The 25,679-nt window shown below is 58.1% G+C and carries 25 protein-coding genes and 1 pseudogene; 13 read left to right on the forward strand and 13 right to left on the reverse strand.

What is annotated here, in order from left to right; genetic code table 11:
* Positions 1-231: 231 nt before the first annotated feature.
* Positions 232-582, reverse strand: coding sequence for a flagellar export protein FliJ (locus ACQQ2Q_RS20280; protein WP_428188950.1), 351 nt, complete (start codon positions 580-582; stop codon positions 232-234).
* A gap of 445 nt (positions 583-1,027) precedes the next feature.
* Here ACQQ2Q_RS20280 and ctrA point away from each other — a divergent pair, with 445 nt between their 5' ends.
* Positions 1,028-1,729: a response regulator transcription factor CtrA gene (gene ctrA, locus ACQQ2Q_RS20285; RefSeq protein WP_428188951.1), complete on the forward strand. Its 702-nt coding sequence runs from the start codon at positions 1,028-1,030 to the stop codon at positions 1,727-1,729.
* A gap of 204 nt (positions 1,730-1,933) precedes the next feature.
* Here the strand turns inward: ctrA and ACQQ2Q_RS20290 are convergent, their stop codons facing one another.
* Positions 1,934-2,302 (reverse strand): response regulator, encoded by a 369-nt coding sequence (locus tag ACQQ2Q_RS20290; protein WP_428188952.1) that lies wholly within the window; start codon positions 2,300-2,302, stop codon positions 1,934-1,936.
* A 180-nt stretch (positions 2,303-2,482) separates the two neighbouring features.
* A complete protein-coding gene (chpT, locus tag ACQQ2Q_RS20295; protein ID WP_428188953.1) occupies positions 2,483-3,130 on the reverse strand; it encodes a histidine phosphotransferase ChpT in 648 nt (215 codons plus the stop codon).
* A 246-nt stretch (positions 3,131-3,376) separates the two neighbouring features.
* Between chpT and ACQQ2Q_RS20300 the strand changes: the two genes are divergently transcribed.
* Together ACQQ2Q_RS20300 and ACQQ2Q_RS20305 are read left to right on the forward strand one after the other, a co-directional pair.
* A complete protein-coding gene (locus ACQQ2Q_RS20300; RefSeq protein ID WP_428189005.1) occupies positions 3,377-3,910 on the forward strand; it encodes a DUF1134 domain-containing protein in 534 nt (177 codons plus the stop codon).
* Positions 3,911-4,058: 148 nt separating this feature from the next.
* Complete coding sequence (locus ACQQ2Q_RS20305; protein ID WP_428188954.1) at positions 4,059-5,234, forward strand: hypothetical protein; 1,176 nt, start codon at positions 4,059-4,061, stop codon at positions 5,232-5,234.
* Positions 5,235-5,268: 34 nt separating this feature from the next.
* Here the strand turns inward: ACQQ2Q_RS20305 and ACQQ2Q_RS20310 are convergent, their stop codons facing one another.
* Both ACQQ2Q_RS20310 and ACQQ2Q_RS20315 read right to left on the reverse strand, forming a co-directional pair.
* Positions 5,269-6,099, reverse strand: coding sequence for a TrmH family RNA methyltransferase (locus ACQQ2Q_RS20310; protein ID WP_428188955.1), 831 nt, complete (start codon positions 6,097-6,099; stop codon positions 5,269-5,271).
* Positions 6,100-6,108: 9 nt separating this feature from the next.
* Positions 6,109-6,495 carry a hypothetical protein gene (locus ACQQ2Q_RS20315; protein WP_428188956.1) on the reverse strand — a complete coding sequence of 129 codons (387 nt, stop codon included), beginning with the start codon at positions 6,493-6,495 and terminating at the stop codon, positions 6,109-6,111.
* A gap of 162 nt (positions 6,496-6,657) precedes the next feature.
* Here ACQQ2Q_RS20315 and ACQQ2Q_RS20320 point away from each other — a divergent pair, with 162 nt between their 5' ends.
* Positions 6,658-7,683, forward strand: a complete 1,026-nt coding sequence (locus ACQQ2Q_RS20320) for an RluA family pseudouridine synthase (protein WP_428188957.1) — start codon at positions 6,658-6,660, stop codon at positions 7,681-7,683.
* A 360-nt stretch (positions 7,684-8,043) separates the two neighbouring features.
* Positions 8,044-8,946, forward strand: a complete 903-nt coding sequence (gene rpoH / locus ACQQ2Q_RS20325; RefSeq protein ID WP_428188958.1) for an RNA polymerase sigma factor RpoH — start codon at positions 8,044-8,046, stop codon at positions 8,944-8,946.
* Positions 8,947-9,090: 144 nt separating this feature from the next.
* On the opposite strand, the gene ACQQ2Q_RS20330 is transcribed toward rpoH, so the two are convergent.
* From ACQQ2Q_RS20330 to ACQQ2Q_RS20340, 3 genes are all read right to left on the reverse strand, one after another.
* The gene (locus ACQQ2Q_RS20330) at positions 9,091-11,007 is read right to left on the reverse strand and encodes a TIR domain-containing protein (RefSeq protein WP_428188959.1); all 1,917 of its coding nucleotides are present in this window, start codon (positions 11,005-11,007) and stop codon (positions 9,091-9,093) included.
* Positions 11,008-11,116: 109 nt separating this feature from the next.
* Positions 11,117-13,459, reverse strand: a complete 2,343-nt coding sequence (locus ACQQ2Q_RS20335) for a hypothetical protein (protein WP_428188960.1) — start codon at positions 13,457-13,459, stop codon at positions 11,117-11,119.
* Positions 13,460-13,519: 60 nt separating this feature from the next.
* Positions 13,520-14,818, reverse strand: a complete 1,299-nt coding sequence (locus ACQQ2Q_RS20340; protein WP_428188961.1) for an adenylosuccinate synthase — start codon at positions 14,816-14,818, stop codon at positions 13,520-13,522.
* Positions 14,819-15,011: 193 nt separating this feature from the next.
* Between ACQQ2Q_RS20340 and ACQQ2Q_RS20345 the strand changes: the two genes are divergently transcribed.
* Positions 15,012-15,902 carry a DMT family transporter gene (locus ACQQ2Q_RS20345; RefSeq protein ID WP_428189006.1) on the forward strand — a complete coding sequence of 297 codons (891 nt, stop codon included), beginning with the start codon at positions 15,012-15,014 and terminating at the stop codon, positions 15,900-15,902.
* Between the two features lie 124 nt (positions 15,903-16,026).
* Positions 16,027-16,827, forward strand: coding sequence for a creatininase family protein (locus tag ACQQ2Q_RS20350; protein ID WP_428188962.1), 801 nt, complete (start codon positions 16,027-16,029; stop codon positions 16,825-16,827).
* Here ACQQ2Q_RS20350 and ACQQ2Q_RS20355 read toward each other — a convergent pair.
* The gene (locus ACQQ2Q_RS20355) at positions 16,812-17,798 is read right to left on the reverse strand and encodes a LysR family transcriptional regulator (RefSeq protein ID WP_428188963.1); all 987 of its coding nucleotides are present in this window, start codon (positions 17,796-17,798) and stop codon (positions 16,812-16,814) included. The genes ACQQ2Q_RS20350 and ACQQ2Q_RS20355 overlap by 16 nt on opposite strands.
* 183 nt (positions 17,799-17,981) lie before the next feature.
* On the opposite strand from ACQQ2Q_RS20355, the gene ACQQ2Q_RS20360 reads away from it, so the two are divergent.
* From ACQQ2Q_RS20360 to ACQQ2Q_RS20380, 5 genes are all read left to right on the forward strand, one after another.
* Positions 17,982-18,998, forward strand: coding sequence for an ABC transporter substrate-binding protein (locus tag ACQQ2Q_RS20360; RefSeq protein WP_428188964.1), 1,017 nt, complete (start codon positions 17,982-17,984; stop codon positions 18,996-18,998).
* Positions 18,999-19,097: 99 nt separating this feature from the next.
* A complete protein-coding gene (locus ACQQ2Q_RS20365) occupies positions 19,098-19,922 on the forward strand; it encodes an ABC transporter ATP-binding protein (RefSeq protein ID WP_428188965.1) in 825 nt (274 codons plus the stop codon).
* Between the two features lie 11 nt (positions 19,923-19,933).
* Positions 19,934-20,767: an ABC transporter permease gene (locus tag ACQQ2Q_RS20370; RefSeq protein ID WP_428189007.1), complete on the forward strand. Its 834-nt coding sequence runs from the start codon at positions 19,934-19,936 to the stop codon at positions 20,765-20,767.
* The gene (locus tag ACQQ2Q_RS20375) at positions 20,767-22,080 is read left to right on the forward strand and encodes a cytosine deaminase (RefSeq protein WP_428188966.1); all 1,314 of its coding nucleotides are present in this window, start codon (positions 20,767-20,769) and stop codon (positions 22,078-22,080) included. Before ACQQ2Q_RS20370 ends, ACQQ2Q_RS20375 begins: the two co-directional genes overlap by 1 nt.
* A 4-nt stretch (positions 22,081-22,084) precedes the next feature.
* Positions 22,085-23,491: an FAD-binding oxidoreductase gene (locus ACQQ2Q_RS20380; protein ID WP_428188967.1), complete on the forward strand. Its 1,407-nt coding sequence runs from the start codon at positions 22,085-22,087 to the stop codon at positions 23,489-23,491.
* A 49-nt stretch (positions 23,492-23,540) separates the two neighbouring features.
* On the opposite strand, the gene ACQQ2Q_RS20385 is transcribed toward ACQQ2Q_RS20380, so the two are convergent.
* Positions 23,541-23,705 (reverse strand): hypothetical protein, encoded by a 165-nt coding sequence (locus tag ACQQ2Q_RS20385; RefSeq protein WP_428188968.1) that lies wholly within the window; start codon positions 23,703-23,705, stop codon positions 23,541-23,543.
* Here ACQQ2Q_RS20385 and ACQQ2Q_RS20390 point away from each other — a divergent pair.
* On the forward strand, positions 23,698-24,279 hold the full coding sequence (locus tag ACQQ2Q_RS20390; RefSeq protein WP_428188969.1) for an NAD(P)H-dependent oxidoreductase: 582 nt from the start codon (positions 23,698-23,700) through the stop codon (positions 24,277-24,279). The genes ACQQ2Q_RS20385 and ACQQ2Q_RS20390 overlap by 8 nt on opposite strands.
* A 17-nt stretch (positions 24,280-24,296) precedes the next feature.
* Here ACQQ2Q_RS20390 and ACQQ2Q_RS20395 read toward each other — a convergent pair whose 3' ends face one another.
* The 3 genes and pseudogenes from ACQQ2Q_RS20395 to ACQQ2Q_RS20405 form a co-directional block, all read right to left on the reverse strand.
* Complete coding sequence (locus ACQQ2Q_RS20395; protein ID WP_428188970.1) at positions 24,297-24,614, reverse strand: hypothetical protein; 318 nt, start codon at positions 24,612-24,614, stop codon at positions 24,297-24,299.
* 84 nt (positions 24,615-24,698) lie between these two features.
* Positions 24,699-25,094: pseudogene (locus ACQQ2Q_RS20400) on the reverse strand (DUF1236 domain-containing protein).
* Positions 25,095-25,270: 176 nt separating this feature from the next.
* A complete protein-coding gene (locus ACQQ2Q_RS20405; RefSeq protein ID WP_428188971.1) occupies positions 25,271-25,660 on the reverse strand; it encodes a RidA family protein in 390 nt (129 codons plus the stop codon).
* Positions 25,661-25,679: the final 19 nt, after the last annotated feature.

Consider the following 25,679-nt stretch of genomic DNA (forward strand, 5'->3'; position numbering starts at 1 on the left):
GATTGTCGGTTCCCGCAAAGCGCGTGAGCTAAGGATCGAATGGGACCGATCTTTGCCGTGAAATCGGAAAAAAGAAAACCCGCCCGGGCAAAACGCGCTTCTCGTCGGCCGATGAGGAGGACTCCCAAATTGAACCCAAGCGAAAAAGGCCCGTTGCTCTGGCAATTTGCCAGCAAAAACGTGCCGTTCCCCACTCAGTTTAGGGCCGCAGCTTGCGGCCCCGGATTGTTTTTAGGCGCGAAGGCGCTGCTGACCGTTGCGCTCTTCCAGCGCCGCAGCCTTTTCATATTCGGCTTCGGCTTCCTCGAGCGACAATTCGGCGGCGTCCTGCTGGACTTTCAATTCGCGAATTGAAACCTGCAGATTGTCGGCACGCTGGCGTGCTGCCTTTGCGAAAGTTGGGTAAGCGAAGTGGCTTGGATCAGAAATTCCAGATTTCTTTTCCTCGATGGAGATCTGGTTTTCCAGCTCCTTCGCCATTCGATCGAATTCGGACATCATCGTCTGCAACTGCTGCAGCTGGCGACGCTTTTCAGTTACCTGAAATTCCTTCAGGCGAACTAGGCTCTCACGCGACTTCATACGCAATACTCCGGTGATGCGAGACCTCCCGCCGTCACAGTTTACTCACTCTCCCACACCACCCGGACGAATCACTTGTCCCTAAAAAAGTCGGCGGTGTTAACGAAAAACTACCGTTGGTAACTTTTCATTTACGGGCATCGTTAATGATAGGGACGATCATTTAAGGGTCAGTAAATGCCGCCCCTGAAAAGGGAACTTTGACAATGATGAGTCAAATGAATCTGTTAGCGTCAAATTCTGACAATAAGATTCAAGTTCGGCGATGTCTGAAAATCTCGGAAAAACAGGAGTCTGTCCTTTTTGCTTAATAAATTCGATACACCTTGCCAGAGGAGATTAGAATTTGTTAACCATTTGGTGGCAGCCTTCAAATCAGGCAACGACTGGATCCGTTTCGCGTAGGGGCCTTTCGACCTTTCGGCGGCGGTAAAGGGGATATTTAATGCGGGTTCTTCTCATCGAGGACGACAGTGCTACGGCACAGAGCATCGAACTGATGCTCAAATCAGAGAGTTTTAACGTCTACACGACGGATCTGGGCGAAGAGGGTGTCGATCTCGGCAAGCTCTATGATTACGACATCATACTGCTCGATCTCAACCTTCCCGACATGTCGGGCTATGAAGTGCTGCGAACGCTGCGTCTTTCCAAGGTCAAGACACCGATCCTCATCTTGTCCGGCATGGCCGGTATCGAAGATAAGGTTCGCGGTCTCGGCTTCGGCGCAGATGACTATATGACCAAGCCGTTCCACAAGGACGAACTGGTTGCGCGCATCCACGCCATTGTCCGTCGTTCAAAGGGACATGCCCAGTCCATCATCATCACCGGTGAACTGGTTGTGAACCTGGATGCAAAGACTGTCGAAGTTGGCGGTCAGCGCGTTCACCTGACGGGCAAGGAATACCAGATGCTGGAGCTTCTTTCGCTCCGCAAGGGTACGACGCTTACCAAGGAAATGTTCCTCAACCACCTTTATGGCGGTATGGACGAACCCGAATTGAAGATTATCGACGTCTTCATCTGCAAACTTCGCAAGAAGCTCGCAAATGCTGCCGGTGGCGAAAACTACATCGAAACCGTTTGGGGCCGTGGCTATGTGCTGCGCGAACCGGATGGCGGGATCCTCGCCGAGACAGCCTGACGTCTTCTGAGCGGACATCAGCCGAATCAAAAAAACCTGCCTCTTTTGCGGCAGGTTTTTTTACGTCTGGGCGTTGCCACTCGGCATTTCCAAAAGATCGGGACGCCACGGCATACGAAATATCGGCCGAAATATCGGCACGCGATTTCGCCATCTCGTATCTCTGTCGAGTGAAGCCATCGAAAATATCACGGGTGATTTCTGCTAGGCGGCGATCGCCTGGTCGGTAAAGATCTTGGTCAGGATCTTGCGGTCGAACGGTTTCAACAGGAAATCGTCGGCGCCGGCGCGCTTGCCAGCCATCATGACCTTCAATTCAGCCTGGATGACGCAATAGTAGATCTTTACGCTCTTGCCCTCGGGCAAGGCGCGAACATTGGTGATCAGGTCGAGAGCGCCTTCAAGGCCTGCATCCACGATCATGATGTTGGGAAGGTCGGTTTCGCAGAAGCGCAGCGCATCGCGCGCATTGGCAGCTTCGGAAACCTGAAAGCCGATTTCGGTCAGGATGCGATGGCCGACCTTGCGAACGATATCGGAGCTATCCGCAATCATCAGACGTCGCATCAACATTTCCCCTCAAAAATGGCCGAGGCCACCATCGCCTCTCCAGCAACTTAACGTCGTTCCCCTAAGGATTGGTTACCGTAGATTGGCGCATTCTAAAGCTGTCGCCATACGGCCTGTGCCAAAAACAATTCGGCCGCCGATTGCCCGGCGGCCGAAAATGGATGCACATAATGGACCGCAGCCTCAGGCCGGGACGACTTCCGCCGTAAAGACGATGTTCTCTTCCGTCTGCACATATTTCAGCTCCATGCCGCATTCCTGCGCCAGAAGCACAGTGTAATAGGGCTGGATGGAATGAGCGTCGACGGCCTCTTCCAGCTGCCCACCGACGATTTCCGCAAACTTTGCCGGAACGCGCATCATCCGACCGGAAACCGTGATGGTGAACTTGGCGTCATATTCAGGATTTTCCAGCATGACGTCGATCTTGCCACCGCGCGGGATCGCACCGTAGGAGACCAAAAACAGGTTCAGAAGCATTTTGACGCGGTTCTTGGCAATGATCGCCCGTGGACCGTTCCAGGTAACCTCTGCCTTCTTCTCCGCATCGATATAATCTCTGGCAGCCTTTTCGGCTTCACCGGTGTCGATCGACGCGCCGACAGACCCCGACGCACCGAAAGCGAGACGTGCAAACTTCAATCGGACGGAAGCATTCAGCGTGCTGGAGCGGATCAGATCCATCGCATCAGCGTCGGCCCCACCCTCGTCCAGCAGTTCCAGGCCATTGGCAATGGCGCCGACGGGCGAAATCACGTCGTGGCAGACACGACTGCACAAAAGGGCAGCCAGATCAGGGCCAGCGAGCGTGAGGGTGGGATTTTTATCCATCAAATTCTCCTGCAATTGGGCAACGCCGCGACGACTTCCGGACACGACTGCGCCGATAGTTGTGCCTACACCGTTTCCTCGTCGTCATAATGACACCATATTTGGTAAACCGATTGTTAATCTGATCGTCGCAAAATGATCGGAATACTCGATTTCGCACTGTGTGCACTGCATACCAAGGAAGAAAACATGCGCTTTCTCAGAAATACTGACGTTGCGCGCGTTAGAAAAGGGGCTCTGGCCCTCATGATTTCTATCGCGGCCCTGTTGCCCGCGATGCATGTCGCGAACGCTGCAGACGAATATACGGCGCAGGAGATCGTCGATGCCGGTCATAACCTGTTCGGCTCGACCAGCGGCGGTCTGGCCAAAGTGGTCGAACAGGCCTTCGCCACCTACGGACTGCCCAACGGTTATATTCTCGGTCAGGAAGGCTCAGGTGCGTTCATTGCCGGCCTCACCTATGGAGAAGGCGTTCTTTATACCAAGAATGCCGGCCAGCACGAGGTGTTCTGGCAGGGTCCCTCCCTCGGCATCGATTACGGCGGGAACGGCACCCGCGCCATGATGCTGGTCTACAATCTCCCCGACATCGAAAGCCTCTACAGGCGTTTCGGCGGCGTAAGCGGCTCAGCCTATATCGTGGCCGGGGTTGGCATGACGGCCCTGAAGAACAGCAATATGGTTCTCGTTCCAATTCGCACAGGCGTTGGCGCCAGACTGGGTGTGAATGTCGGCTATCTCAAGCTGACGCATAAACCGACCTGGAACCCGTTCTGATAGAGACCGCCTGCAACACCGGATAAAATTCATCGGGCCGCGAAGTCTTCTTCGGCGGCCCGATCTGTCTCGGGTGCTTGTCCTTTGGGCGAAACCGTGTCTAATGGCCACTCGTTAAAGTGGACTTCAACTGTGATTTGGCGCGACCGTGATTGAATACGCCCTCCTGTTTGGACTTGGATTCCTTTCCGCAGCCCTCATCGCATTTCTGCTGACGCCTGCAATTCATCAGCGCATCGTGCGGTTTACCGAAAACCGGCTGAAGGCAACCATGCCGCTTTCGCCGCAGGAGATCCGTGCCCAGAAGGACATGGCCCGCGCACTTTTCGCAGCCGAAAACGCCAAGACCACCCATGCGCTCGGCAAGGAACGGGAAAAAACGCTAGGCCTGCAGTTCCAGAACGAAAAGCTGGCGGAAGAGGCAAGTCGCCTGCTGGGCAGGAGCCGCGATCTCGAGGCCCTGATCGAGGACATGAAGGTGGAGGCCGGCGAACTGCGCTCGCAACTGCGCCGGGAAGACGGCGAGTTCTTCAGGGTCAGCGATACCTTGAAGCGAACGGAGGAATCCGCAGCCGCCAAGGATCTCGAAATCGAATCGCTGCAGAAAAAGGCGGCAAGGCTTACAGCCGAGATCGACGGCCTCAACATGGAAAGCGCGTCCCAGAAGACCGAGATCGACAATCTCAAGCAGCGCATCCAGATACTGCGTGACGAGCGTGAAGAACTGAGACACGATACCAAGCTTGCCGGGCAGCGGGCCAAGGATGCCGAGCAACGCCTCTCCCAGGCTGAGCATGCCCGTATCCGCCTAGACGACCGGTTGGTGCGCGAAATGGCCAGCAATGCCGACAAGGAAGCGCTGATCGAGCGTCGCACCGACGAAGTGGCCCGGCTGAAGGAAAAGCTCAAGGAAGCCCGCTCCGTGGGGCGTGCGGCCGAGCGTGCCATGCGGGCAGCCAATCTTCGTCTGCCGAAAAAGCTGGAGGAGGACTTGCAAGAGATGGACCGCCCAGACCCCGCCGACACACCGCGCAAGGCAAACACACTCGACACCGGTCGCATTGCCGAAGACTTGCGCAATCGCCAGACAGCGCTCGCCGAGCGGCTGATCAAGGCAAAGAACACCACAAACGACGACGCCCTGCGCGATGAGATCGCCGATATCGCAGCCCGCATGGTGGTCCTGACAGCCGCCAATGAGGGAACGGCGTCGCCTGTTCGCGAGATCCTCTCCCAAAGCGCCTCCAAGGGTGCCGGAAACCGTATCACGCTCGCCGAGCGCGCCCGCAAGCTGGAACCAGGGCTGTTCGAACGCTCGAAGTAAATGCAGTACCGAGGGGGACGCGGTCGCGCCTCGTCTACAACCGTCCCTGCGCCATCGCGGCGTGGTAGAGAGCGATGCCGCTGGCCGTTCCTACATTCAGGCTATCAAGCCGGGGCGACTGCGCGATGCGGGCCGTCCGGAAGCGTGTCAGCACATTGTCGGGAAGCCCCTCGCCTTCCGTCCCCATGACGAGCACCATGCGATCGGAGGCAGGGATATCGCGCATTTCGGTTTCCCCGCGCGGCGAAAGGGCCCAGATGGCAAAACCGGCAGCGGCCAGAACTTCCAGTGTCTCCACCGGCGTACCCTGCCGCACATAGGGCAACGCCAGCACCGAGCCGACCGAGACGCGCAGGGATTTCCGGTAAAGCGGATCGCAACAGGTCCGATCGAGGATCACGCCATCGGCGCCGAACACAGCCGCATTGCGAAACAGCGAGCCGACATTATCGTGGTTGGAAATTCCGCAGGCAGACAAAAGCAGCGCCTTTTGCGGTAGCCGTGCGAGATAATCGGCAAGCGCCGGCTCCTCGCAGCGACATCCAAGCGCCAAGACACCGCGATGCAGGTGAAAACCGGCAATCGCATCCAGTACGCTGCTCTCGGCCACATAGACCGGTATTTCTGCCGGGAGCATCGCCAGAATATCGGCAAGCCCCGCAACCCGGTTCTTGAGCAGCAGCACCTTTTCGGCGCGGATCCCCTGGCCCGCGGCATGCGCCTCGGCAAGAACCCTGAGCACCACGGTGCCTTCGGCAATGAAACGCCCCTCGCGGCCGGTCAGATCGCGCTCGCGAATATCCCTGAATTCGGAAATCCGGGGATCTTCGGCATCCGTAATCTCGATTGGCGCAAGAAATTCCATCGACCGCTGTCAGTTGGCCGAAAGGGTAATGTCGGCCACGATGCGACCCACGCCGATATCGAAGACCAGCGCCTTGCGCGCACCGTCAGCCGCTTTACCGTAAAACAGGATCTGGCCGCCGGAAAGCGATGTCGAAAGAACATTGAAACCTGCCGGCAGATTGGCTGTGGCCGAAATCGGCTGATCGGAAGGAATGGCGAAACCGGCACCGGCCAGGACTGGCTCCTTGCCGTCTGGGCGCGTGACCTTGTAGACGATGGCAGCCAGGACGGCCATGAACATCACCAGCATGATGCCCCCGGAGACGAGCTGGAGCTTCACCATCTTCCGGCGTACATTTTCCATCGCCGGATCTAGCGGCTTGTCTTCCTGTTCGTCGTGGTTGAGATTGTCCATCTGGGCGTCTCATCTCCGTTTGCGATATGCTCCCGCCACACGAAGCCGGGGCAAGAAAAACAGTCCTCCGGCGCGCCTAAAGATTGTCGAAGGCGAAAACCTGTGCCAAGTGGCACCCACGCCTTCGGCTATCGGCCAGTGGCATACACGCAGGATGACAGAATGAACGACCCCTTTAAACAAGCCGACCCGTCAAGGAAAGCCCTGATCGCAGGTGAAGACGCTGAAGGACGGCTTGATGCCTGGCTGGCGGGCGCCCTTGGCGGCGACCTGTCGCGCAATCGCGTCAAGGCGCTGATCGAGCAAGGAGCGGTCACCCTGAACGGCAAAGCGGTGACGGAGCCGAAGAAGAAGGTCACGCCCGGCGATGCCATCGACATCATCATGCCGGAGCCTGAAGATCCAGAACCCAAGGGCGAGGATATCCCGCTCGACGTTCTGTATGAGGACAATGACGTGATCGTCATCGCCAAGCCCGCCGGCCTCGTCGTCCATCCCGGCGCCGGCAACTGGACGGGCACGCTCGTCAACGCGCTGATCCACCATTGCGGCGACACGCTATCCGGCATCGGCGGCGTCAAGCGCCCGGGCATCGTCCACAGGCTCGACAAGGAAACTTCCGGGGTGATGGTGGTGGCCAAGAACGACATCGCCCACCGCCATCTGGCCGACCAGTTTGCCGACCACGGTCGCACCGGTCCGCTGGAGCGCGCCTATCTCGCCATTGTCTGGGGACGCCCCAATGGCCTGAAAGGCACCATCGACGCACCGCTTGGACGCGCCGGCGACCGCACCAAGCGCACGGTCAAGCGCGAAGGCACCGACGACGCCCGCGAGGCGATCACCCATTATCTGGTAATGGAACGCTTTGGCGAAAAGCCGGATGCAACCTCATTGGCCTCGATGATCGAATGCCGGCTGGAAACGGGCCGCACCCATCAGATCCGCGTGCACATGGCCCATATCGGCCACCCGCTGATCGGCGACCCGGAATATGGTGCCGCCTTCAAGACCAAGGCCAATCTTCTGCCCGATAACGTGAAGGCCATCGTCAACGGCTACCACCGCCAGGCACTGCACGCCTATCTCCTGGCCTTTGAGCATCCCGTGACCGGTGAGACCATGTCCTTCAAGGCCCCGATCCCGGATGACATGGTGAAAGTCATGGAAGCGCTAAGGACCATCTGAGACAAGTCTTCGCGAGACCACCTCGCAAGAGACGTTCTGGCCCGACAGCAACAAGCCCTCTATGTTGCGAGACGCGATCACGAGCGATGGAGGCATGGATCACGTTTTAGTCAGAAAAGATTGAAGCGTCAGGCGACATTTGCCTGAAAACCCCAAACAACCGCGAGATACGCGACGAATTACCGGCCATTTGTACAATACTGTGTTCGCATTTCAGCGACACTGCGTCTTCTTGAAACACAGGACCGCCACACTTATTTGGGATATGGTTCTGTGTGAGATTTTTAAATTCATGCGGAACAGGCTTGCCTCGACGAGCTTACTGATGAGGAAGCCGCATTCGATCAAGGAGGGTGCTTTATGGCCCGTGGTTCATTGCCGTCTATTACAGCCGGCGAAGGCGGTCTCAACCGCTATCTAGACGAAATCCGCAAATTCCCGATGTTGGAGCCGCAGCAGGAATATATGCTGGCCAAGCGCTACCATGAACATGGGGATCGCGATGCCGCACATCAAATGGTGACCAGCCATCTGCGCCTCGTGGCGAAGATTGCCATGGGCTACCGTGGTTACGGCCTGCCGATCGGCGAAGTTGTCTCCGAAGGCAATGTCGGCCTGATGCAGGCAGTCAAGAAATTCGATCCGGAACGGGGCTTCCGCCTGGCAACCTATGCCATGTGGTGGATCAAGGCGTCGATCCAGGAATATATCCTGCGCTCATGGTCGCTGGTGAAGATGGGCACGACCGCCAACCAGAAGCGGCTGTTCTTCAACCTGCGCCGGATGAAGAGCAAGATCCAGGCCATCGATGACGGTGACCTGAAGCCGGATCAGGTGAGTGAAATCGCCACCAAGCTGAAGGTGTCCGAGGAAGAAGTGGTATCGATGAACCGTCGCCTGTCCGGTGACGCCTCGTTGAACGCACCGATCCGCGCCACCGAAGGCGAATCCGGCCAGTGGCAGGATTGGCTGGTCGACGATCATGACAGCCAGGAAGACGTTCTGATCGAGCAGGACGAACTGGAACAGCGCCGCTCCATGCTGTCGCGCGCCATGAGCGTGTTGAACGACCGCGAACGCCGCATCTTCCAGGCCCGCCGCCTGTCGGAAGATCCGATCACGCTGGAAGATCTGTCGAGCGAATTCGACATCAGCCGCGAGCGCGTCCGCCAGATCGAGGTTCGCGCCTTTGAAAAGGTGCAGGACGCCGTGCAGAAGCAGGCCCTTGAACAGGCCGAAGCGCTAAGAGTGGTCGACGCCTGATCGCAGGCAGTCGCAGTATGAATACAAAAAGGGCCGGATCTCTCCGGCCCTTTTTTGCTTTGGAGATAGGATTGGCAGATAGTAACTTGCTCAGCCGTCGATTAGCACATTGAGAATGGCGACCAGCAGTGATTACCAGCGCCACTATTTCCTTTTGGCTAGGTAGTAGGTGAACCAGCCAGAGGGCTCGCCGCGAGAAGTAAAAACCGTTCCGTCGGGATTGATCTGAAAATTCGCAAATTGGCGCACTGTCCCCCTCCTCACTTTAGTTCCCAAGAGAACGAGTTCGTTGAGCCCAAGGCTCGCTGCAAAACTGAGGTCGGAAAGAGAGTCTGTAAGGAATGCGGCGTACAAATTCTTGAGGCTTTTACAATCACTAAGCGGTGAAAGATCATCGACAGCAGTATAAGAACAATCAAAGAACTCAATGCTCGGATGCCCCCTAAGATGCTGAACGCTATTTATGGACGTGCGGGAGCAATCCAGCTTTTTAAGGTTTGGCAACGATGAGGCAACCTTGATACTCCGCAACTCTTTCTTACCAAGAAAATGAAGTTCATCAATCAGCGGTCTCCATCCAATAGGTAGGCTTTCACCAAGCTGAAACTTATTTTCGGCCCGAGCTAATGTGAAATCTTCTGGCGACTTACTCAACAAATTTGCTGAACTCTCAACGAAGTCCAATTGCTTGGAGAGCGGCACCTCGCCCGGCACGGGGGATGGCCTGCTTCGCACACCGATCTGTTCCATGGTCCAATCAATCAGACGCCTTAGTTCAGGCTGATTGGAAGCAAAGGCCGAGATCTGCGGTGCGTACCCTTCGAGAAATCGAAATGCTGCCCTGTAAGTTTCCAAATTAGGATCGCCGGCCAGGATCGCACCGAAGGTGGCGAGAGTGGCCGCATCCGCCGGGCTGATCTTAGACGAGACGGCACGGGTAATAAAGCTGATCGCGCGACCACCCTGCCGCAACGCGTCCATGAGCGCATCCGTCGAGCGTACACCCGCCTCGATCAAACCGTTGTCTATCGCCTGTAACACCGCAGCCGCGCGCGACGTAAGAAGATCCTTCTCCCTGATCATCGGTTGCAGCACGCCGTGCAGCGTAACACCAGCTTCCTCTGGCTGGTCGATCATCCTCTCCAACAACCGGTCGCGGGCGATGATTTCCCGGCCCTCGGCAAAGCCGGTGATCAATCGCGCGTGCTCCCGCAGCAGGCTTTCGAAACTCGCCGCAAGTTCCGGCCCCATCGGCTCGCTCATGCTGCCACGCGGCGGCGCGCGTAGAGCCTCGACCAAGCCCCCCAATGCCGAGCCTTCGGCCACCAGCGATGCGACCTCCAGCTCAGGTAATTCCGCGGAGAGAAGCCGACCGTATTCCTCAAGATTGCGATAGAGTATCGGATGGGTATTGCGGCACGATCGTCCCGCATCCTCCAGCAATTGCTCCCAGCGTCGTCGCAAGCCTCGCAGCAACTGTTCCTGCAATGGGTCAACTCGTTCGCTTGGGCCGGGAGTATCCGGCGATAGATCAAAACCTGCTTCAGTCACCTGAAGGGAAAGGCCTGGCCCAGGGTCGGAAGGCGGAGGAGGAATGCGGGAAAGCCACTCCCTGATCGCATCTGCGGACTGCTCAGCAGCAGAATAGAACCCGTTGCGTTTGGGGCTCCAGTCGGCGGCGGGCTTCAATTGCCCCTTGGTATCTTTCGGCAAACATTGAACTTGCCCGAACTCATCGCGCCAGAAGGATTGTTCGAGCACAACCGGGACTATTAGCGCCCCGCGGCCGTGCACGGCCTGCCAGATTGCGGGCAATTCTGTGTCGCGAATGTAGTTTGAATTGAGGAAGTTCGCGGTAATCAGACACACGAAGATATCGGAGCCGTTGAGCGCGCGCCTGATTTCGTCATCCCATACCTGTCCGCCAGTGAGATTGTTGTCGAACCAGACGCGGAGGTTCTGCCCGCGCTCCACCGGGCCAAAATGCGTCCGGAACGCATCAAGATGCACGCGGTCCGCGTGAGCATAGGACAGGAACACTTGGGTCGGACGAGTAGCCATTACAGGAAACATTCCATAGTCGAACCTTACCCGCAACACACGCAGAGAAAAAGGCGAGAGAACCCCCTCGCCCTTTCCCGACTTTCTCCACTAACGGCAAGCGCCGGCATCAGCCGCCGTTGGTCTTGGCCGCAGCCCGCCATTCCTTGACGACCGTGTCGAAGATCTGTGTGCCGGTCGTGCCCTTGTCGATGGTGATGAGGGCGCGGCGGCCGTTGCGATAGGTCACGGGGATATCGATCCACTCGCGTGTGTCGAGCAGATCGAGATTGCGGGCCACCACGTCGGTAAAGTCGTTGAGCGCCACCAGATAGGTGTCGTCGGTGACCTTGGCGGTCACCGCGACCAGCTGCTCGCCGCGCTCCTGCTCCGTCCGCTTCATCGTCACGCGCTCGACACTGTCGATGGCACCGCCTTCGAAATCAGCCGGAACAGAGAACACGATCTCGATCAGATGGCTGGCGGGCAAAGAACTGTCTGCATTGCGCTTGATCGTGATCAGCGCAGTGATCCCATTGCTCGGGATCGTCAGACGCCCCTGGATTGCCGGATCAGGCTTTCCATCCGCCTGTTCTTCCACACGCGCCCAGACGATATTGCCATTGATCGCCGTCGGCGTTGCCTGACCGAGACGCTCTTCATAGACAATGGCCTTCTCGCCACCGGCCGGGAGGGCCGCATCGGCTGACGCGGACGCGGCGGGTTGCTCGGCCGCCGTACCGGCGCTGGCCGCCTCTCCGGCTGCAGCGACATTCTGCTCTGACACAGACCGGCCTGTAGACCCGTCGGACGCCGGCGCTTCGCCGGGATCGACCTCTGTCCCATCGGACAACAGACGCTGGGTAAACTTGGAGCCGCTGGCGCTTCCGTCAGCGGGCGCAGGTGTTTCTGCTTCAGGCTCCTCAACAGCCGGCGTGGCGGCAACCTCCGTCTCCGGCGTCTCCGTCGCGGGCTCATCCGTCGCAGCCGGCGTCACCTCAGCCACGGGGCTGACGACATCGTCGACGAGCTCGCTCACGCTATCTCTGTTCATCCACAACGCATATCCGCCGCCGGCAACCACCAGCAGGCCGACAACGCCCAGAACCAGAGGCGCAAAACTGCGCTTCTGGCGCGGTTCCACCCGATAGGCCTTGGTCTGAGTCCCGACAGGAAACTCGTCGAAAGCGGTCTCGTCGCGCGGCTCTTCGCTGTCCGGCTCGGCATCGCGTTGCGCTGCAGGCACAAACGGTTCCACGCCCGCAAACAATGCGCTCAGATCCGTATCGTCGACCCTAGGCGCACGCGGTGGCGCCTGATCGACATCCTCTGGCTCGGCCCGTGACGGCTCTCCACCTGTGAGCCAGGCATCGAAACCGTCATCGGCTTCACCCGTCCCAGATGTATCGGCAGAAGGCGGCGTTGTCGGCTCCCACTGCAGGAGCTCCTCGGTATCGGAGGTTTCAGCTGCCGCATGATCGCCACGCGCAAGGGCCACGAATTCATCGCGCGCACCCTCGTCATCAAGCGCGCGCGCATGTTCATCAGCCGTCACAACATCATCCAGCGAGGACGACACATCGCCCGCAACAGGTTCGACCGTGCCGGGTTCATACGCAGACCACGAGACCTGTTCATCGACACTCGCATCGGACGCAACAGGTGCCACATAGGGAGCATCTGGCTCGACATGGGGCTCGGTCGAATAAGGCAAAGCCTCATCCTGCGGCAGCGCCACAACATCATCCGTGGTCTCCGGCTCGCCGTTATACTCGTAGTCTTCAGCAATCGGCGCACCGGAAGGATCGAGCGAAGCAGGCTGATCGGCCCATGTCGGCTCTTCCACCGGCAGGGTTTCGCCCTCGTCTTCGTAGCCGCTCTCTTCAGAGTAAACCGGCTCTTCAGAATAGACGGGCGCGTCCACAGGTTCGGCCGACAGAGGATCCGCCGCAGCAGAAATCTCCTCCTGTGGGCCTTCATGGACGGGCTCGGCCTCGACCGTTTCCGGCTCGGACGTGTCATCGTCTTCCAAAGGCGCGTCCGGCTCGGCCTGATCGGCTTGCCATGCGGAGGTTTCCGCAACGGCGGCCGGCTCCTGCCAATCGGCGACAGGTTCTTCAGGCGCCTCGACAGCATCCGCCTCGGCCGGGAACGGCTGTTCCTCGGCCACAGCTTCGCTCTGCACGGCGACGGGATCTTCCGGCGCAGCATCCTCTAGGATGACGGGGGCTTCCGTCGGCACGTCGTCCTCGGCGGGCAATGCCTGCGCATATTCCGCCTCGACCTCGCGAATAGCTGTTTCCAGCTTATCGATCTGACGCCGAAACATCTCTTCGGATGGACGCGGCGACATATTCTCCAGTTGCCGCATGACTGCGCCCCGGGCCTTTTCATAGACCTTGACCCGCATTTCCGGAGAATTGTTCGACAGACCGGACACCGCCCGCCGAATAACAGCGATAAAATCAGCCATCAGCACTTTCTCTTGATCGCCGCAACACGACGATTACACAATCCTTAACAAATCCTGAGCTTAGTCTTCAAACGGGTCAGTCACAAGTATGGTGTCATCCCGCTCAGGGCTGGTCGAAAGCAGCGCAACCGGCGCTCCGATCAGCTCTTCGACCTGACGAACATACTTGATGGCCTGTGCCGGAAGATCAGCCCACTTGCGCGCGCCGACGGTTGATTCCTTCCAACCTTCAAGCGTGACATAAATAGGTTCAACCCTTGCCTGCGCACCCTGACTGGCCGGCAAATGCTCGATTTCCTGACCGTCCAGCTTGTAGCCGACACAGATTTTCAACTCATCCAGACCATCCAGAACATCGAGCTTGGTGAGCGCGATACCGGTGATGCCGTTGGTGGCAACCGACTGGCGAACCAGCGCCGCATCGAACCAGCCACAGCGACGTTTGCGCCCTGTAACGGTTCCAAATTCATGACCTTTTTCCCCAAGGAACTGACCGATCTCGTCATGAAGCTCAGTCGGAAACGGTCCTTCGCCCACGCGAGTCGTGTAGGCCTTGGTGATTCCCAGGATATAACCGAGCGCACCCGGACCCATTCCAGACCCGGCAGATGCTTGGCCAGCGACAGTATTCGACGACGTCACGAACGGATATGTGCCATGGTCGATATCGAGCAGCGAGCCCTGCGCACCTTCAAACAGGATCCGCGAACCCTTGCGACGCTCCTTGTCGAGCATGGCCCAGACGGTTTCCATGAAAGGCAACATGCGATCGGCAATCGAGGTCAGCTCTTCCATGATCGTCTCGTGGCTGACTTCGGCCACACCAAAACCACGACGCAGAGCATTGTGATGGGTGAGGATACGATCGACCTTGGCCGGCAGGCTATCGAGATTGGCAAGATCCATCACGCGAATCGCACGGCGACCGACCTTGTCCTCATAAGCCGGGCCAATGCCGCGACGGGTTGTCCCGATCTTGGTTCCGCTATTGGAGGCGGCATCCTCGCGCATGCCGTCGAGCTCGCGGTGGAGCGACAGAATGAGCGTGGCATTGTCGGCGATTCGCAGGTTCTCCGGGGTGACGGAAACGCCCTGCTTTGCCAGCCGTTCAATTTCAGCCACCAGCGCATGCGGATCGATGACCACACCATTGCCGATAACGGCCTTCTTGCCGGGGCGCACGACACCGGAGGGCAACAGCGAAAGCTTGTAGCTGATACCGTCGATTACCAGGGTATGACCGGCATTGTGGCCACCCTGGAAGCGCACGACGATATCGGCGCGCTCGGACAGCCAGTCCACGATCTTGCCTTTGCCTTCATCGCCCCACTGTGAGCCGACCACCACTACATTCGTCATTTCCAAATCCCGTCTATGCGCGGTTGTCGCGCCTACAAAAAACCCGCGCATCTATACTGTGTTGTTTTGCGGAAAGCGACCCGTTTGTCCGGGCGCTTAGGCTTTTTGCGTGACAAAACTGTGGCCGTTGCCTATTGCGGAGGCATTGCACAGCGCTCGCTGTCACGCCGAGTTCAGTATTATGGTCCCCGTCATGCCCTTCCAAGCCTATTTCTACCTCGTCATCACCACCATGCTGTGGGGCGGCAATACGATGGTGGGCAAGATGGCTGTGGGGCATGTCAGCCCGATGATGCTGAATGTCAGCCGCTGGACAATTGCCTTTTGCCTGATCATGGCCATTTCCGTGCCGCAGTTGAAAAAGGACTGGCCGCTTATCCGCGCCAACTGGTTGGGCCTGCTGGCCTTCGGTGCCATCGGCTATACGGCATTTAACGCCTTTCTCTATTCGGCCCTTCAATATACCAGCGCGGTCAATGGCGCGATCGAACAGGGCGGCATTCCCGTCCTGATCTTCATCATCAACTTCCTGATCTTCCGCATACCCGTGACCATCGTGCAGATCGTCGGCTTCATCATTTCCTTCATTGGCGTGGCCTTGACGGTCTCCAATGGCGATCTGGCCACGCTTTTGAACCTGCATCTCAATTTCGGTGACGGGCTTCTGCTTCTGGCCGTGCTGGCCTACTCGCTCTATTCCGTCGCCCTGCGCTGGAAACCGCAGATCCATTGGAAAAGCATGATGGCGGGGGCAGCACTCGGCGCCATGCTGGCCGCCATCCCCCTGATCGGCTGGGAAGCAAGCCGCAACGCCCTGATTCTTCCGGACGCCACAGGCCTCGGCATTATCATATATGCGGCGCTCTTCCCCTCGCTGATCTCGCAGATCCTTTACATCAAGGGTGTCGAGATCATCGGTGCCAACCGGGCGGGCCTGTTCATCAATCTGGTACCTGTGTTCGGCACACTGCTGTCCATCGTCGTCCTGGGAGAGCATCTGGAGCTTTTCCACATCCTCGCGCTCGCAATGGTGCTGGGCGGCATTGCCATTGCCGAACGGGGAAAGCCGACAAAGGACCGCTGAGCGCCACCGCCCTCGTCGCCTCGCCAGACTGAACGCTTTTAGGCAGCAGGCCGACCACAAATTGATGCTTTTCCACGTTTGCAGAATTGCCTAATCGATAGGTCTGGAAACAAGGAGAGCATGCATGTCCAAGCCGTTTTACTGGAACGAACTCAACACGGCGGACTTTGCGAAGCTCGACCCGGAAAAGACCATCGCGATCCTTCCGATTGCCTCAACAGAACAGCATGGCCCCCATCTGCCGATTGCAACCGATGTAGCGATTGCGCAAGGCATGCTGGACGAATTGAAGCGTCAGCGCCCGGATGACATCGACTTTCTCGTGCTCCCCGTCCAGGAAATCGGCAAGGCCAATGAACATGTCTTCGGTCCCGGCACCCTCTCCTTCCCCCCCGAGGTCCTGATCCCGGCCTGGACCGCAATCGGCGCAAAAGTGGCCGAAGCTGGTGTCCGCAAGATGCTGATCGTCAATTCCCATGGCGGCAATGTCGACATCATGAGCATCGTTGCCCGTGAACTGCGCGTACGCCACCAGATGGCGGTCGTCTCCACCCAGTGGGGTCGTTTTGGCAATCCGGACGGCATGATCTCCGAGCACGAGACGAAGTTCGGCATTCATGGCGGCGAAGTGGAAACATCGCTGATGCTGTATTTCCGCCCGGAACTGGTGCGGATGGAAAATGCAAAGAACTTCAAGTCGAAGGCCGAAGAGATGAAGGCCAGCTCGAAATTCCTTACCCCGCTGCCCCCACATTCACTGGCCTGGATCGCCCACGACCTCAACCCGGACGGTGTCGTTGGCGATGCCTCCAAGGGGACGGTCGAAAAGGGCGAGGCGATTTGCAAGCATCAGGTGGCAGGTTTCATCGAATTGCTGCGCGATCTGCAAGCCTACCCCCTGTCAAACCTCTACACACCCTCCTGATAGCCTTCCGGCTGCGTGATACCCATTGCCCGTTCAGGGCTGGGCAGATGGCCCTTTGCCTGAAGCTCGCCCACGAGCACCATCATCTCCTGCATCAGATATTCGACAAACATGCTGGTGGTGGCATCGAGCGGCGCACGGGCGCGGGCAAACAGCTTCATCGGCTGGTGGCGCGTATAGGGATCGGCGATGGGTCGAAAAACCAGATCGCCGCGCCGACACTCGGTGATCACATCCAGCGGATTAAGCAGGGTCAACCCCGTGCCCAGCATCACCAGCTGTTTCAGCATTTCCGATGAATTGGTCTCCAGCATCGGCTCCACCGGCAAAGGCACAGGCGCCAGTGCCAGATTGATGACATTGCGCAAGCTCGTCCCCTGCTGCGCCAGCACCAGCGGCTCCTGCACGACATCGACCAGATCGACAGGCCCCTCCTCCTTGGCCAGGCGGTGACCGGGCGGAAAGACTACCCCGACGGGGATATCGAAATTGGCAAGCGTGCGAATGCCCGGTGTCGCCGGAATATTGAATCCGAGGCCGATATCGACTTCGCCGGTCAAAACAGCATTGATGGTTGTGGTGCCGCCATCATTGCGCATGGAGATATGGACGCGCGGATGCTTTTCGATGAACCGCGCCACGATCGAGGGCAGCGGACCGGCGGCAAGCCCGACCGTTGCCACCAGCGAGACCTTTCCCACCTGCGGCATCTTCAGGCCGCGAATACGCGATTCCAGCCGCTGGTAGTTCTTCAGCACCTCACGGATATGTTCGACACACAGCTCTCCGGCAGCGGTCAGACGCAAGCCCCGCGGCAATCGCTCGAAGATCGGCGCGCCGAATTCCTCCTCCAGTGCCAGGATCTGCCGGTTGACGGCGGAAGAGGCAACATTCAGCCGCGCAGCTGCCTTTCGGATCGAACCGCAACGGGCGATTTCGTCAATATATTGAAGCTTGCGAGAGTGAAGCATACCGTCATCATTGCCTAATTTTTACGCATAACGCACAATGCACAAACAAAGTACCGAGCGATGCCTGAAAGGCATCAATGCGAACGAATTTTGATGCTTTTCAAAGCGCAACGCAACCGCTCAAATGCCAAAAGAAGAACAATCTCACGATGCCGTAAAGGTTTAACAGGGGAACCGCTATCCATGAAAAACGCCTCAAAGATCAAGACGTTCATCACCGCGCTCAGCCTGACAGGCGCCGTCATGGCATCCGCACCCGCCTTCGCTCTGGACGAGGTCACCTATGGCACCAACTGGCTGGCCCAGGCCGAACATGGCGGCTTTTATCAGGCCGTCGCCGATGGCACCTATGAAAAATACGGCCTGAAGGTCACCATCGTTCAGGGTGGTCCGCAGTCAGCCAACCGTTCGCTCCTGATTGCCGGCAAGGTCGACTTCTATATGGGCGGACCGCTGGGCGAAATGGATGCCGTCAAGCAGGGCATCCCGCTCGTTGACGTTGCAGCCATCTTCCAGAAAGACCCTCAGATCCTGATCGCGCACCCGGACCAGGGCATCGAAAAATTCGAGGATCTCGCCAAGCTCGACAGCATCTTCATGAGCAAGGACGGCTATGTCACCTATTTCGAGTGGATGAAGAAGAATTTTAAGGGATTCAGCGACGCCCAGTTCAAGCCCTATACCTTCAACCCCGCTCCTTTCCTGGCCGATCCGAAGTCGTCTCAGCAGGGCTACCTGACATCCGAGCCGTATGAGATCGAAAAGCAGGCTGGCTGGGCACCCAAGGTCTTCCTTCTGGCGGACCATGGTTACGATCCCTATTCGACCATGATCACCACCCAGACCAAGATGGTGGAAGAGCATCCGGATCTCGTGCAGCGCTTCGTCGATGCCTCGCTGGAAGGCTGGTACACCTATCTCTATGGCGACAACACCGCCGGCAATGACCTGATCAAGAAAGACAATCCGGAAATGACCGATGGCCAGCTCGCCTTCTCGCTCGAGAAGATGAAGGAATACGGCATCGTCGATTCCGGCACGACGCTTGAAAAGGGTATCGGTTGCATGACCGACGAAAAGTACAAATCCTTCTTCGACAACATGGTTGAGATCGGCATCGAGCCAGCCGACCTCGATTACAAGAAGGCCTACACCACGCAATTCGTCTGCAAGGGCGTTGGCATGGACCTCAAAAAGTAAGACGCTTTTTGCCCCTCGTCTCTGTGGCCGCGGTTTCCAACCTTCCGCGTCTGATTGTGACGAGGGGCAATCTTTCAAGTGAAACAATCAAGGCTCGCAATGCAGACCACGGTTAGTCCGTCGACCACCCCGAAAGGCGACACGCGACTGCGTCCGCTGGTGGACATGAAATCCGTTTCGAAAATCTTCTCGAACGGCACCCTTGCGCTCGCGGATATGTCGCTCAAGGTCGAAAGCGGCGAATTCGTCAGCCTGCTCGGCCCATCCGGCTGCGGCAAGTCCACAGCACTTCGCATCATCGCAGGTCTTGGTGATGCCTCGACCGGCACGATCGACTGGCCAAGTTCGCGCATCAATTCCAAGGGCCTGCCGGACGGCGATATCTCGTTCGTGTTCCAGGAGCCCACCCTGATGCCCTGGCAGACCGTGTTCGGCAATGTCTATCTGCCGCTCAAGCTGCGCGGCGTGCCAAAATCGGGATGTCGCGACGCCATCATGGAAACACTGGCCACCGTCGGCCTTGAAGACTTCGCCGATGCCTATCCCCGCGAACTCTCTGGCGGCATGAAAATGCGTGTCTCCATTGCCCGCGCACTGGTGACCAAGCCGAAGCTTCTGTTGATGGACGAGCCCTTCGCCGCCCTCGACGAAATCACCCGGCAAAAGCTCAATGACGATGTGCTACGGCTTTGGCAGGAGACCGGGATCACCGTGATCTTCGTCACCCATTCCGTGTTCGAAAGCGCCTACCTCTCCAACCGCATCGTCGTCATGAAGGCCCGGCCCGGACGCGTTCATGCCGATTTCCCGCTGGTGACCAGCCTGTCGCGCGACGCCTATTACCGCACGTCCGAAGAATACCGACAGGCCTGCGAAACGGTGTCCAAGACTTTGCTGGACGCCATGGGCGGGGAGGAACACTGATGAGCAACGACATGCAGAGCACATTGCCGACAGCTCCGAAACAGACCGTCTTCTCCCGCCACCGCGACACGATCCTGAGCATCGCCATCCCGATCCTGGTGATCGTCCTGTTGATCCTGTTCTGGTATATCGGCGTCGTCGTGACAGGAGTACCGAAATACATCCTGCCAAGCCCGGTCGATGTTGGAGGCGCCCTTTACAATGACTGGAGCATTCTCTGGCCGGCTCTGCTGGTCACGACCAAGATTACCCTGGCCTCACTGGCACTGGCCCTGATCGGCGGGGTTGGCATTGCCATCTTCCTCATCCAGTCGAAATGGATCGAGACGGCCTTTTACCCGATCACGGTGATCTTGCAGGTGACCCCGATCGTGGCGATTGCGCCGTTGATCCTGATCTACACGCCAACGACCCAGATCGCCCTGCTGATCTGCGCCTTTCTGGTTGCCTTCTTCCCCATCCTGTCGAACATGACGCAAGGCTTGAAGAGCGTCGATCACAACCTGCTCAATCTGTTCGACCTGTACGGCGCCTCGCGCTGGCAGACACTGATCTATCTGAAGCTTCCGGCGTCGCTGCCCTATTTCATGACCGGCTTGCGCATCGGCGGCGGTCTGGCACTGATTGCAGCCGTTGTTGCGGAATTTGCAGCCGGTTCGGCAGGGGCAGGCTCGGGCCTCGCCTTCCGCCTGCTGGAATCCCAATACCGCCTGAACATCCCGCGCCTGTTTGCAGCCCTCTTCCTGTTGTCGCTGCTCGGCGTGGTGATCTTCGCCATTACCTCCTTCATTTCATGGCTTGCCCTGCATCGCTGGCATGAAAGCAGCCTGAAACGAGAAAACTGATGTCATTCCATTCTCCAAGCCTGCCGGTTGCAGACCGCTATGCCCTGACCAATGCCACGCTTCCCGCCGTCACGGTGGATGGATTTGAAGCGCCGCAAAAGGAAGGGCTTGTCGCCGCCGATATCGTGATTGCCAACGGCATTATCGAGGCCATCCTGCCATCCGGCACAGCGCCTGCCGACCTGCCCGCTGCCAATCTGGACGAGGGAATGGTCTGGCCCTGTTTCGCCGATATGCACACGCATCTCGACAAGGGCCATATCTGGCCGCGCAGCCCCAACCCGACCGGCGATTTCATGGGCGCACTTTCGTCCGTGCGTGCCGACCGCGAGGCCCACTGGAATGCGGCAGACGTGCGTGCCCGCATGGAATTTGCGCTCAAATGCGCCTATGCCCATGGCACCAAACTCATCCGCACCCATCTGGATAGCCTCGCCCCGCAGCACCGTATTTCCTTCGAGGTATTCTCCGAGGTCCGCGATGCCTGGGCCGGCAAGGTCGATCTGCAGGCCGTCGCCCTCTTCCCATTCGATGAAATCGACAACGAGGCCTTCTTCAAGGATCTGGTCGAGGTCGTCGTCGCCCATAAGGGCCTGCTCGGCGGCGTGACCCGCATGGAAGGCGCACTCGATAACGGCCTTGATCTTCTGTTTCGCACGGCAGCCGACAACGGTCTGGACATAGACCTCCATGTGGACGAGACCCAGGAAAAGGAAGTCCTGACGCTGAAATCCATCGCCGAGGCAAAGCTGCGCAACAGGTTCGAAGGTGCAGTCACCGTCGGTCACTGCTGCTCGCTGGCACGGCAGGATGCCGATGTCGCGAAATACACCATCGACAAGGTGGCAGAAGCCGGCATCTCCGTCGTGTCTCTCCCCATGTGCAACATGTATCTGCAGGACCGCGAACCGGGGCGCACGCCCCATTATCGCGGCGTCACCATGTTGAAAGAACTGGCTGCCGCCGGCGTTGCCACAGCGGTATCCTCCGACAACACGCGCGACCCCTTCTATGCCTATGGCGATCTCGATGCGGTCGAAGTCTTCCGCGAAGCGGTTCGCATTCTCCATCTCGACCATCCGCTGGACGACGCAGCCCGCGTCGTGACCCGGTCGCCTGCCGAAATTCTCGGGCGTCCCGATATCGGCCGTATCGCGGCCGGTCTCCCCGCCGATCTCGTCTTGTTCAGCGCCCGCCGCTGGAGTGAATTCCTGTCCCGTCCGCAGGCCGACCGCATTGTCATGCGGAATGGCATGGGCATCGACCGCAGCCTGCCGGACTACCGTGACCTTGACCCGCTGATGATGGACTGAAGCCATGCCCGATTACGACCAGATAAAGACAGAACTTGCCGGCATCGACATCGAAGACCATCCGGCACTGGTGAAGCAGAAGAGCCGCGATTTCTACTGGTATTCGCCGATATTAAAGGCACAGCTCGACCATGTGACGGCTGACATTGTGGTGTCGCCGAAAACCGAGGAAGAGCTGATCAAGGTTCTCAAAGTCGCCTATGCCCACGGTGCACCGGTGACGGCCCGTGGCGGCGGCACCGGCAATTACGGCCAGGCCATGCCGCTGTCGGGGGGCATCATCTTGAACATGATGCAGATGAACGCGGTGAAGGAAGTGCATCCCGGTCGCGTGATCTGCCAGCCCGGCATCATCATCGCCCAGCTCGATAAATATCTGAAAGAGCATTCCGGACAGGAGGTGCGCTTCCATCCCTCGACTGCCCAGACGGCAACGCTTGGCGGCTTCATTGCAGGCGGCTCCGGCGGCGTCGGCTCCATCACCTGGGGCGGACTGCGCGATCTCGGCAATATCCTGCGCCTGCGCGTCGTCACCATGGAAGCCGAACCGCGCGTGCTGGAACTGTCGGCCTGGGATCTGCAGAAGGTTTCCCACGCCTATGGCACCAACGGCATCATCACCGAGATCGAAATGCCGCTTGCGCCCGCCTATGACTGGGTGGATGTGATTGTCGGCTTTGACGACTACATGGACGCGGTGCGCTTCGCCGATGGCATCTGCCGCCGCAACGGTATTCTTCTGAAGGAAGTCGCACCGATCACCGCGCCGATCCCCTATGACTACTTCACCCGTCACAAGCCGTGGCTGAAGGAAGGCCAGTCGATTGTAGTCCTCATGGTCGCCCCCCATTCCATGGAACCCTTCCTTGCTTATGCCGACAAGATGAAGGCCGATCTTCGCTTCCGCTCCGACACTGTCGAAAGCATGAAGGGCATCCCGCATGCCTATGAACTTGCCTGGAACCACACGACCTTGCGCGCGCTCAAGCTCGACACCGGCTTTACCTATCTTCAGGTGCAATATCCGGGTCCCGATCACGTTGCCAAGGTTCAAAAGATGGTCGAGATGTTCCCCGGCGAAGTGTTCGGCCACCTCGAATTTTTGAAATTCGATGGCCAGATCCAGTGCTCCGGCCTGCCGCTGGTGCGTTACACCACAGAAGAGCGGCTGAACGAGATCATCCGTCTGCATGAGGAAAACGGCTGCCCGATCTTCAACCCGCACCGCTATACGCTGGAAGAAGGCGGAATGAAGCAGACCGACACGGTTCAGCTGGCGTTCAAGAAAGAGACCGATCCCAAGGGGTTGCTCAATCCCGGCAAGATGATTGCCTGGGACAATCCCGATTTCGACTTCAAGGCTGGCAAGAACTATCTCTTCCCCGGCCTTCAGTCCTTTACGGAGGCCTGACCCGCCAGAAGACTAAACGAGTTCCGAAGGTACTCCCGTCCGGCGCAAGTCAAATGCGGTTTGCGCCGGCCCATCGCCTTAAACGCGATGATGGTTTCGACATCGGCTTGGCGGCGATATTGAAATCAGTGGGACAAACGGCGCGGAAAAATTTCAACTTCGCTTCGCGGGCGTGCTGCGAAGCCTTGCCCTGGAGCTTTTCAGCAATGCGCATACTCGTGATCCATTCCCATCCCGTTGAAGAAAGCTTCAACAAGGCGCTGTTCAAGCTGGTGTGCGATAGCCTTGCAAAGGCCGGCCACGACGTCGACGCCTGCGATCTCTATGCCGAGGGGTTCGACCCGGTGATGTCAGCCCATGATCGGCGCATCTATCACAGCTATCCCGAGAATACCGAACTGGTGAAGCCCTATGTCGATCGCCTGCGCGCAGCAGAAGCACTGGTCTTCGTCACACCTGTCTGGAACTTCGGGTTTCCGGCCATGCTAAAAGGGTATTTCGATCGCGTCTGGACCATGGGGGTCTCATTCGACCTGGAGGACGGAAAGCTCACGCCGACACTGCGCCATATCCGCAAGGTGGCGGCCGTGATGAGTTATGGTGCGACCAGATGGCGTGCCACACTGGCTGGAAACCCGCCGAAGAAAGTCATTCACCGTGTCATCCGTGGACAGGTGAAGATCGGCGCACCGGTGCGCTTCATGGCGCATTACGACATGAACAACTGCACGCCCGAAACGCGCGCTGCCTTCATGGAAAAGGTGCGCAAGGAAATGGAGAATTTCTGATCAGACCGTGACTTACCTTAAAAGCCGGTCAGCATCAGATTGAGCTTGTTGTCGGGATCGGGATAAAAACGGGCACCGACGCGGCGAACATGTTGCCGGTTTTTTGGAATATCATGCGGCTTCCACACGATGGCCTCAGCGGTCTCGTCATGCTTTACCGGATCGACTGCCGGACTTTCATCGAAAACCATCGCCACCTGCTGCGGCGTCGCATGATCGGACACTTCAGAGGCAGTCGCATCCGTGCTTGCGTTGTCAACGGCGAGGTAAAGTGCCCCACCCATGATCAGGGCGGACAGAGCAGACATTCCAATGGCAGGCAGGACGGTTTTCATTTTCACTTCCCCTTGTTCATTCAAGGATGGTTGGCATTGATGAAACGGGGTCGCCACCAGCGACCCCACGATATCGAATGGCAATCAGTAAACGCCAACGACCACATAGGTTTGCGGATCGACGATCACGCGCTGATTGTTGACAATGGCATAGGCGTAGCTCGGATCTTCCGGCACCGGCGTCAGAACGACTGTCTGCGGCAAGGGCTCACCCACTGCGATCGGCTGCTAAATGACAACAGGTGCGGTTGGAGCTGGCTGAACCTGAACATATTCAACGACACGCGGCGGCGGCGGATCGATCGCCGTACCGGCGATGGCGCCAGCAATACCACCCACGGCAGCCCCGACAGGACCGCCCACAATCGCACCGGTTACGGCACCGCCGGCGGCACCGGTCACAGTGCCTTCCTGGGCGAAAGCAACGCTTGAAAGGGAAGCAGCGGCAAGAGCTGCAAGTGCAATAATCTTCGTCTTCATGGCGATTGCCTTTCCTGTCGAATAATCTCGGCAGGAAAACAAAGTCAGACGCGATTTGTTCCACACGTCAAAGCGTATCCAGCTCACCTGACCGGCGAACTGGATACTTCAAGGACATGTTAAAGTTAGCATATTAGAACTTTAAGGTGCTAATTTTTCTGCGTAAAACAGGTTCTTCAAAACACCTTTGCCGCAGTGACCTCGACTTCGACCAGAAACTCGGCGCGCGTGAAGCCACCGACAATGAGGAGCGTGGAGACGGGCTTCGGATCGAGCGTATAGCGATCGCGCACAGCCATATAAGGGGCAAAATCCTCTCGCTTGGTCACGAAGCCTGAAATACGGATCACATCGGCAAAGCTCATATCGCCCTCTTCAAGGATCGCCTTGATCGCCTCGAAGCAGAGTTCGGCCTGGCCAGTCACATCCTCTGGAATATTGTCATCGGTTCCAATGCCAAGCTGGCCGGACGTGACCAGAAGGCTTGCGCCCGGCGGCACCAGCAGACCATGATTATAATGCCCGAACGGACGGCGGACCGATGGCGGATTGAAGCTGCGTTTCACGGATATTCGATGCTCCTGT

Origin of the sequence: Agrobacterium sp. ES01 (genome assembly GCF_050320885.1) — a bacterium.
Classification (GTDB): domain Bacteria; phylum Pseudomonadota; class Alphaproteobacteria; order Rhizobiales; family Rhizobiaceae; genus Allorhizobium.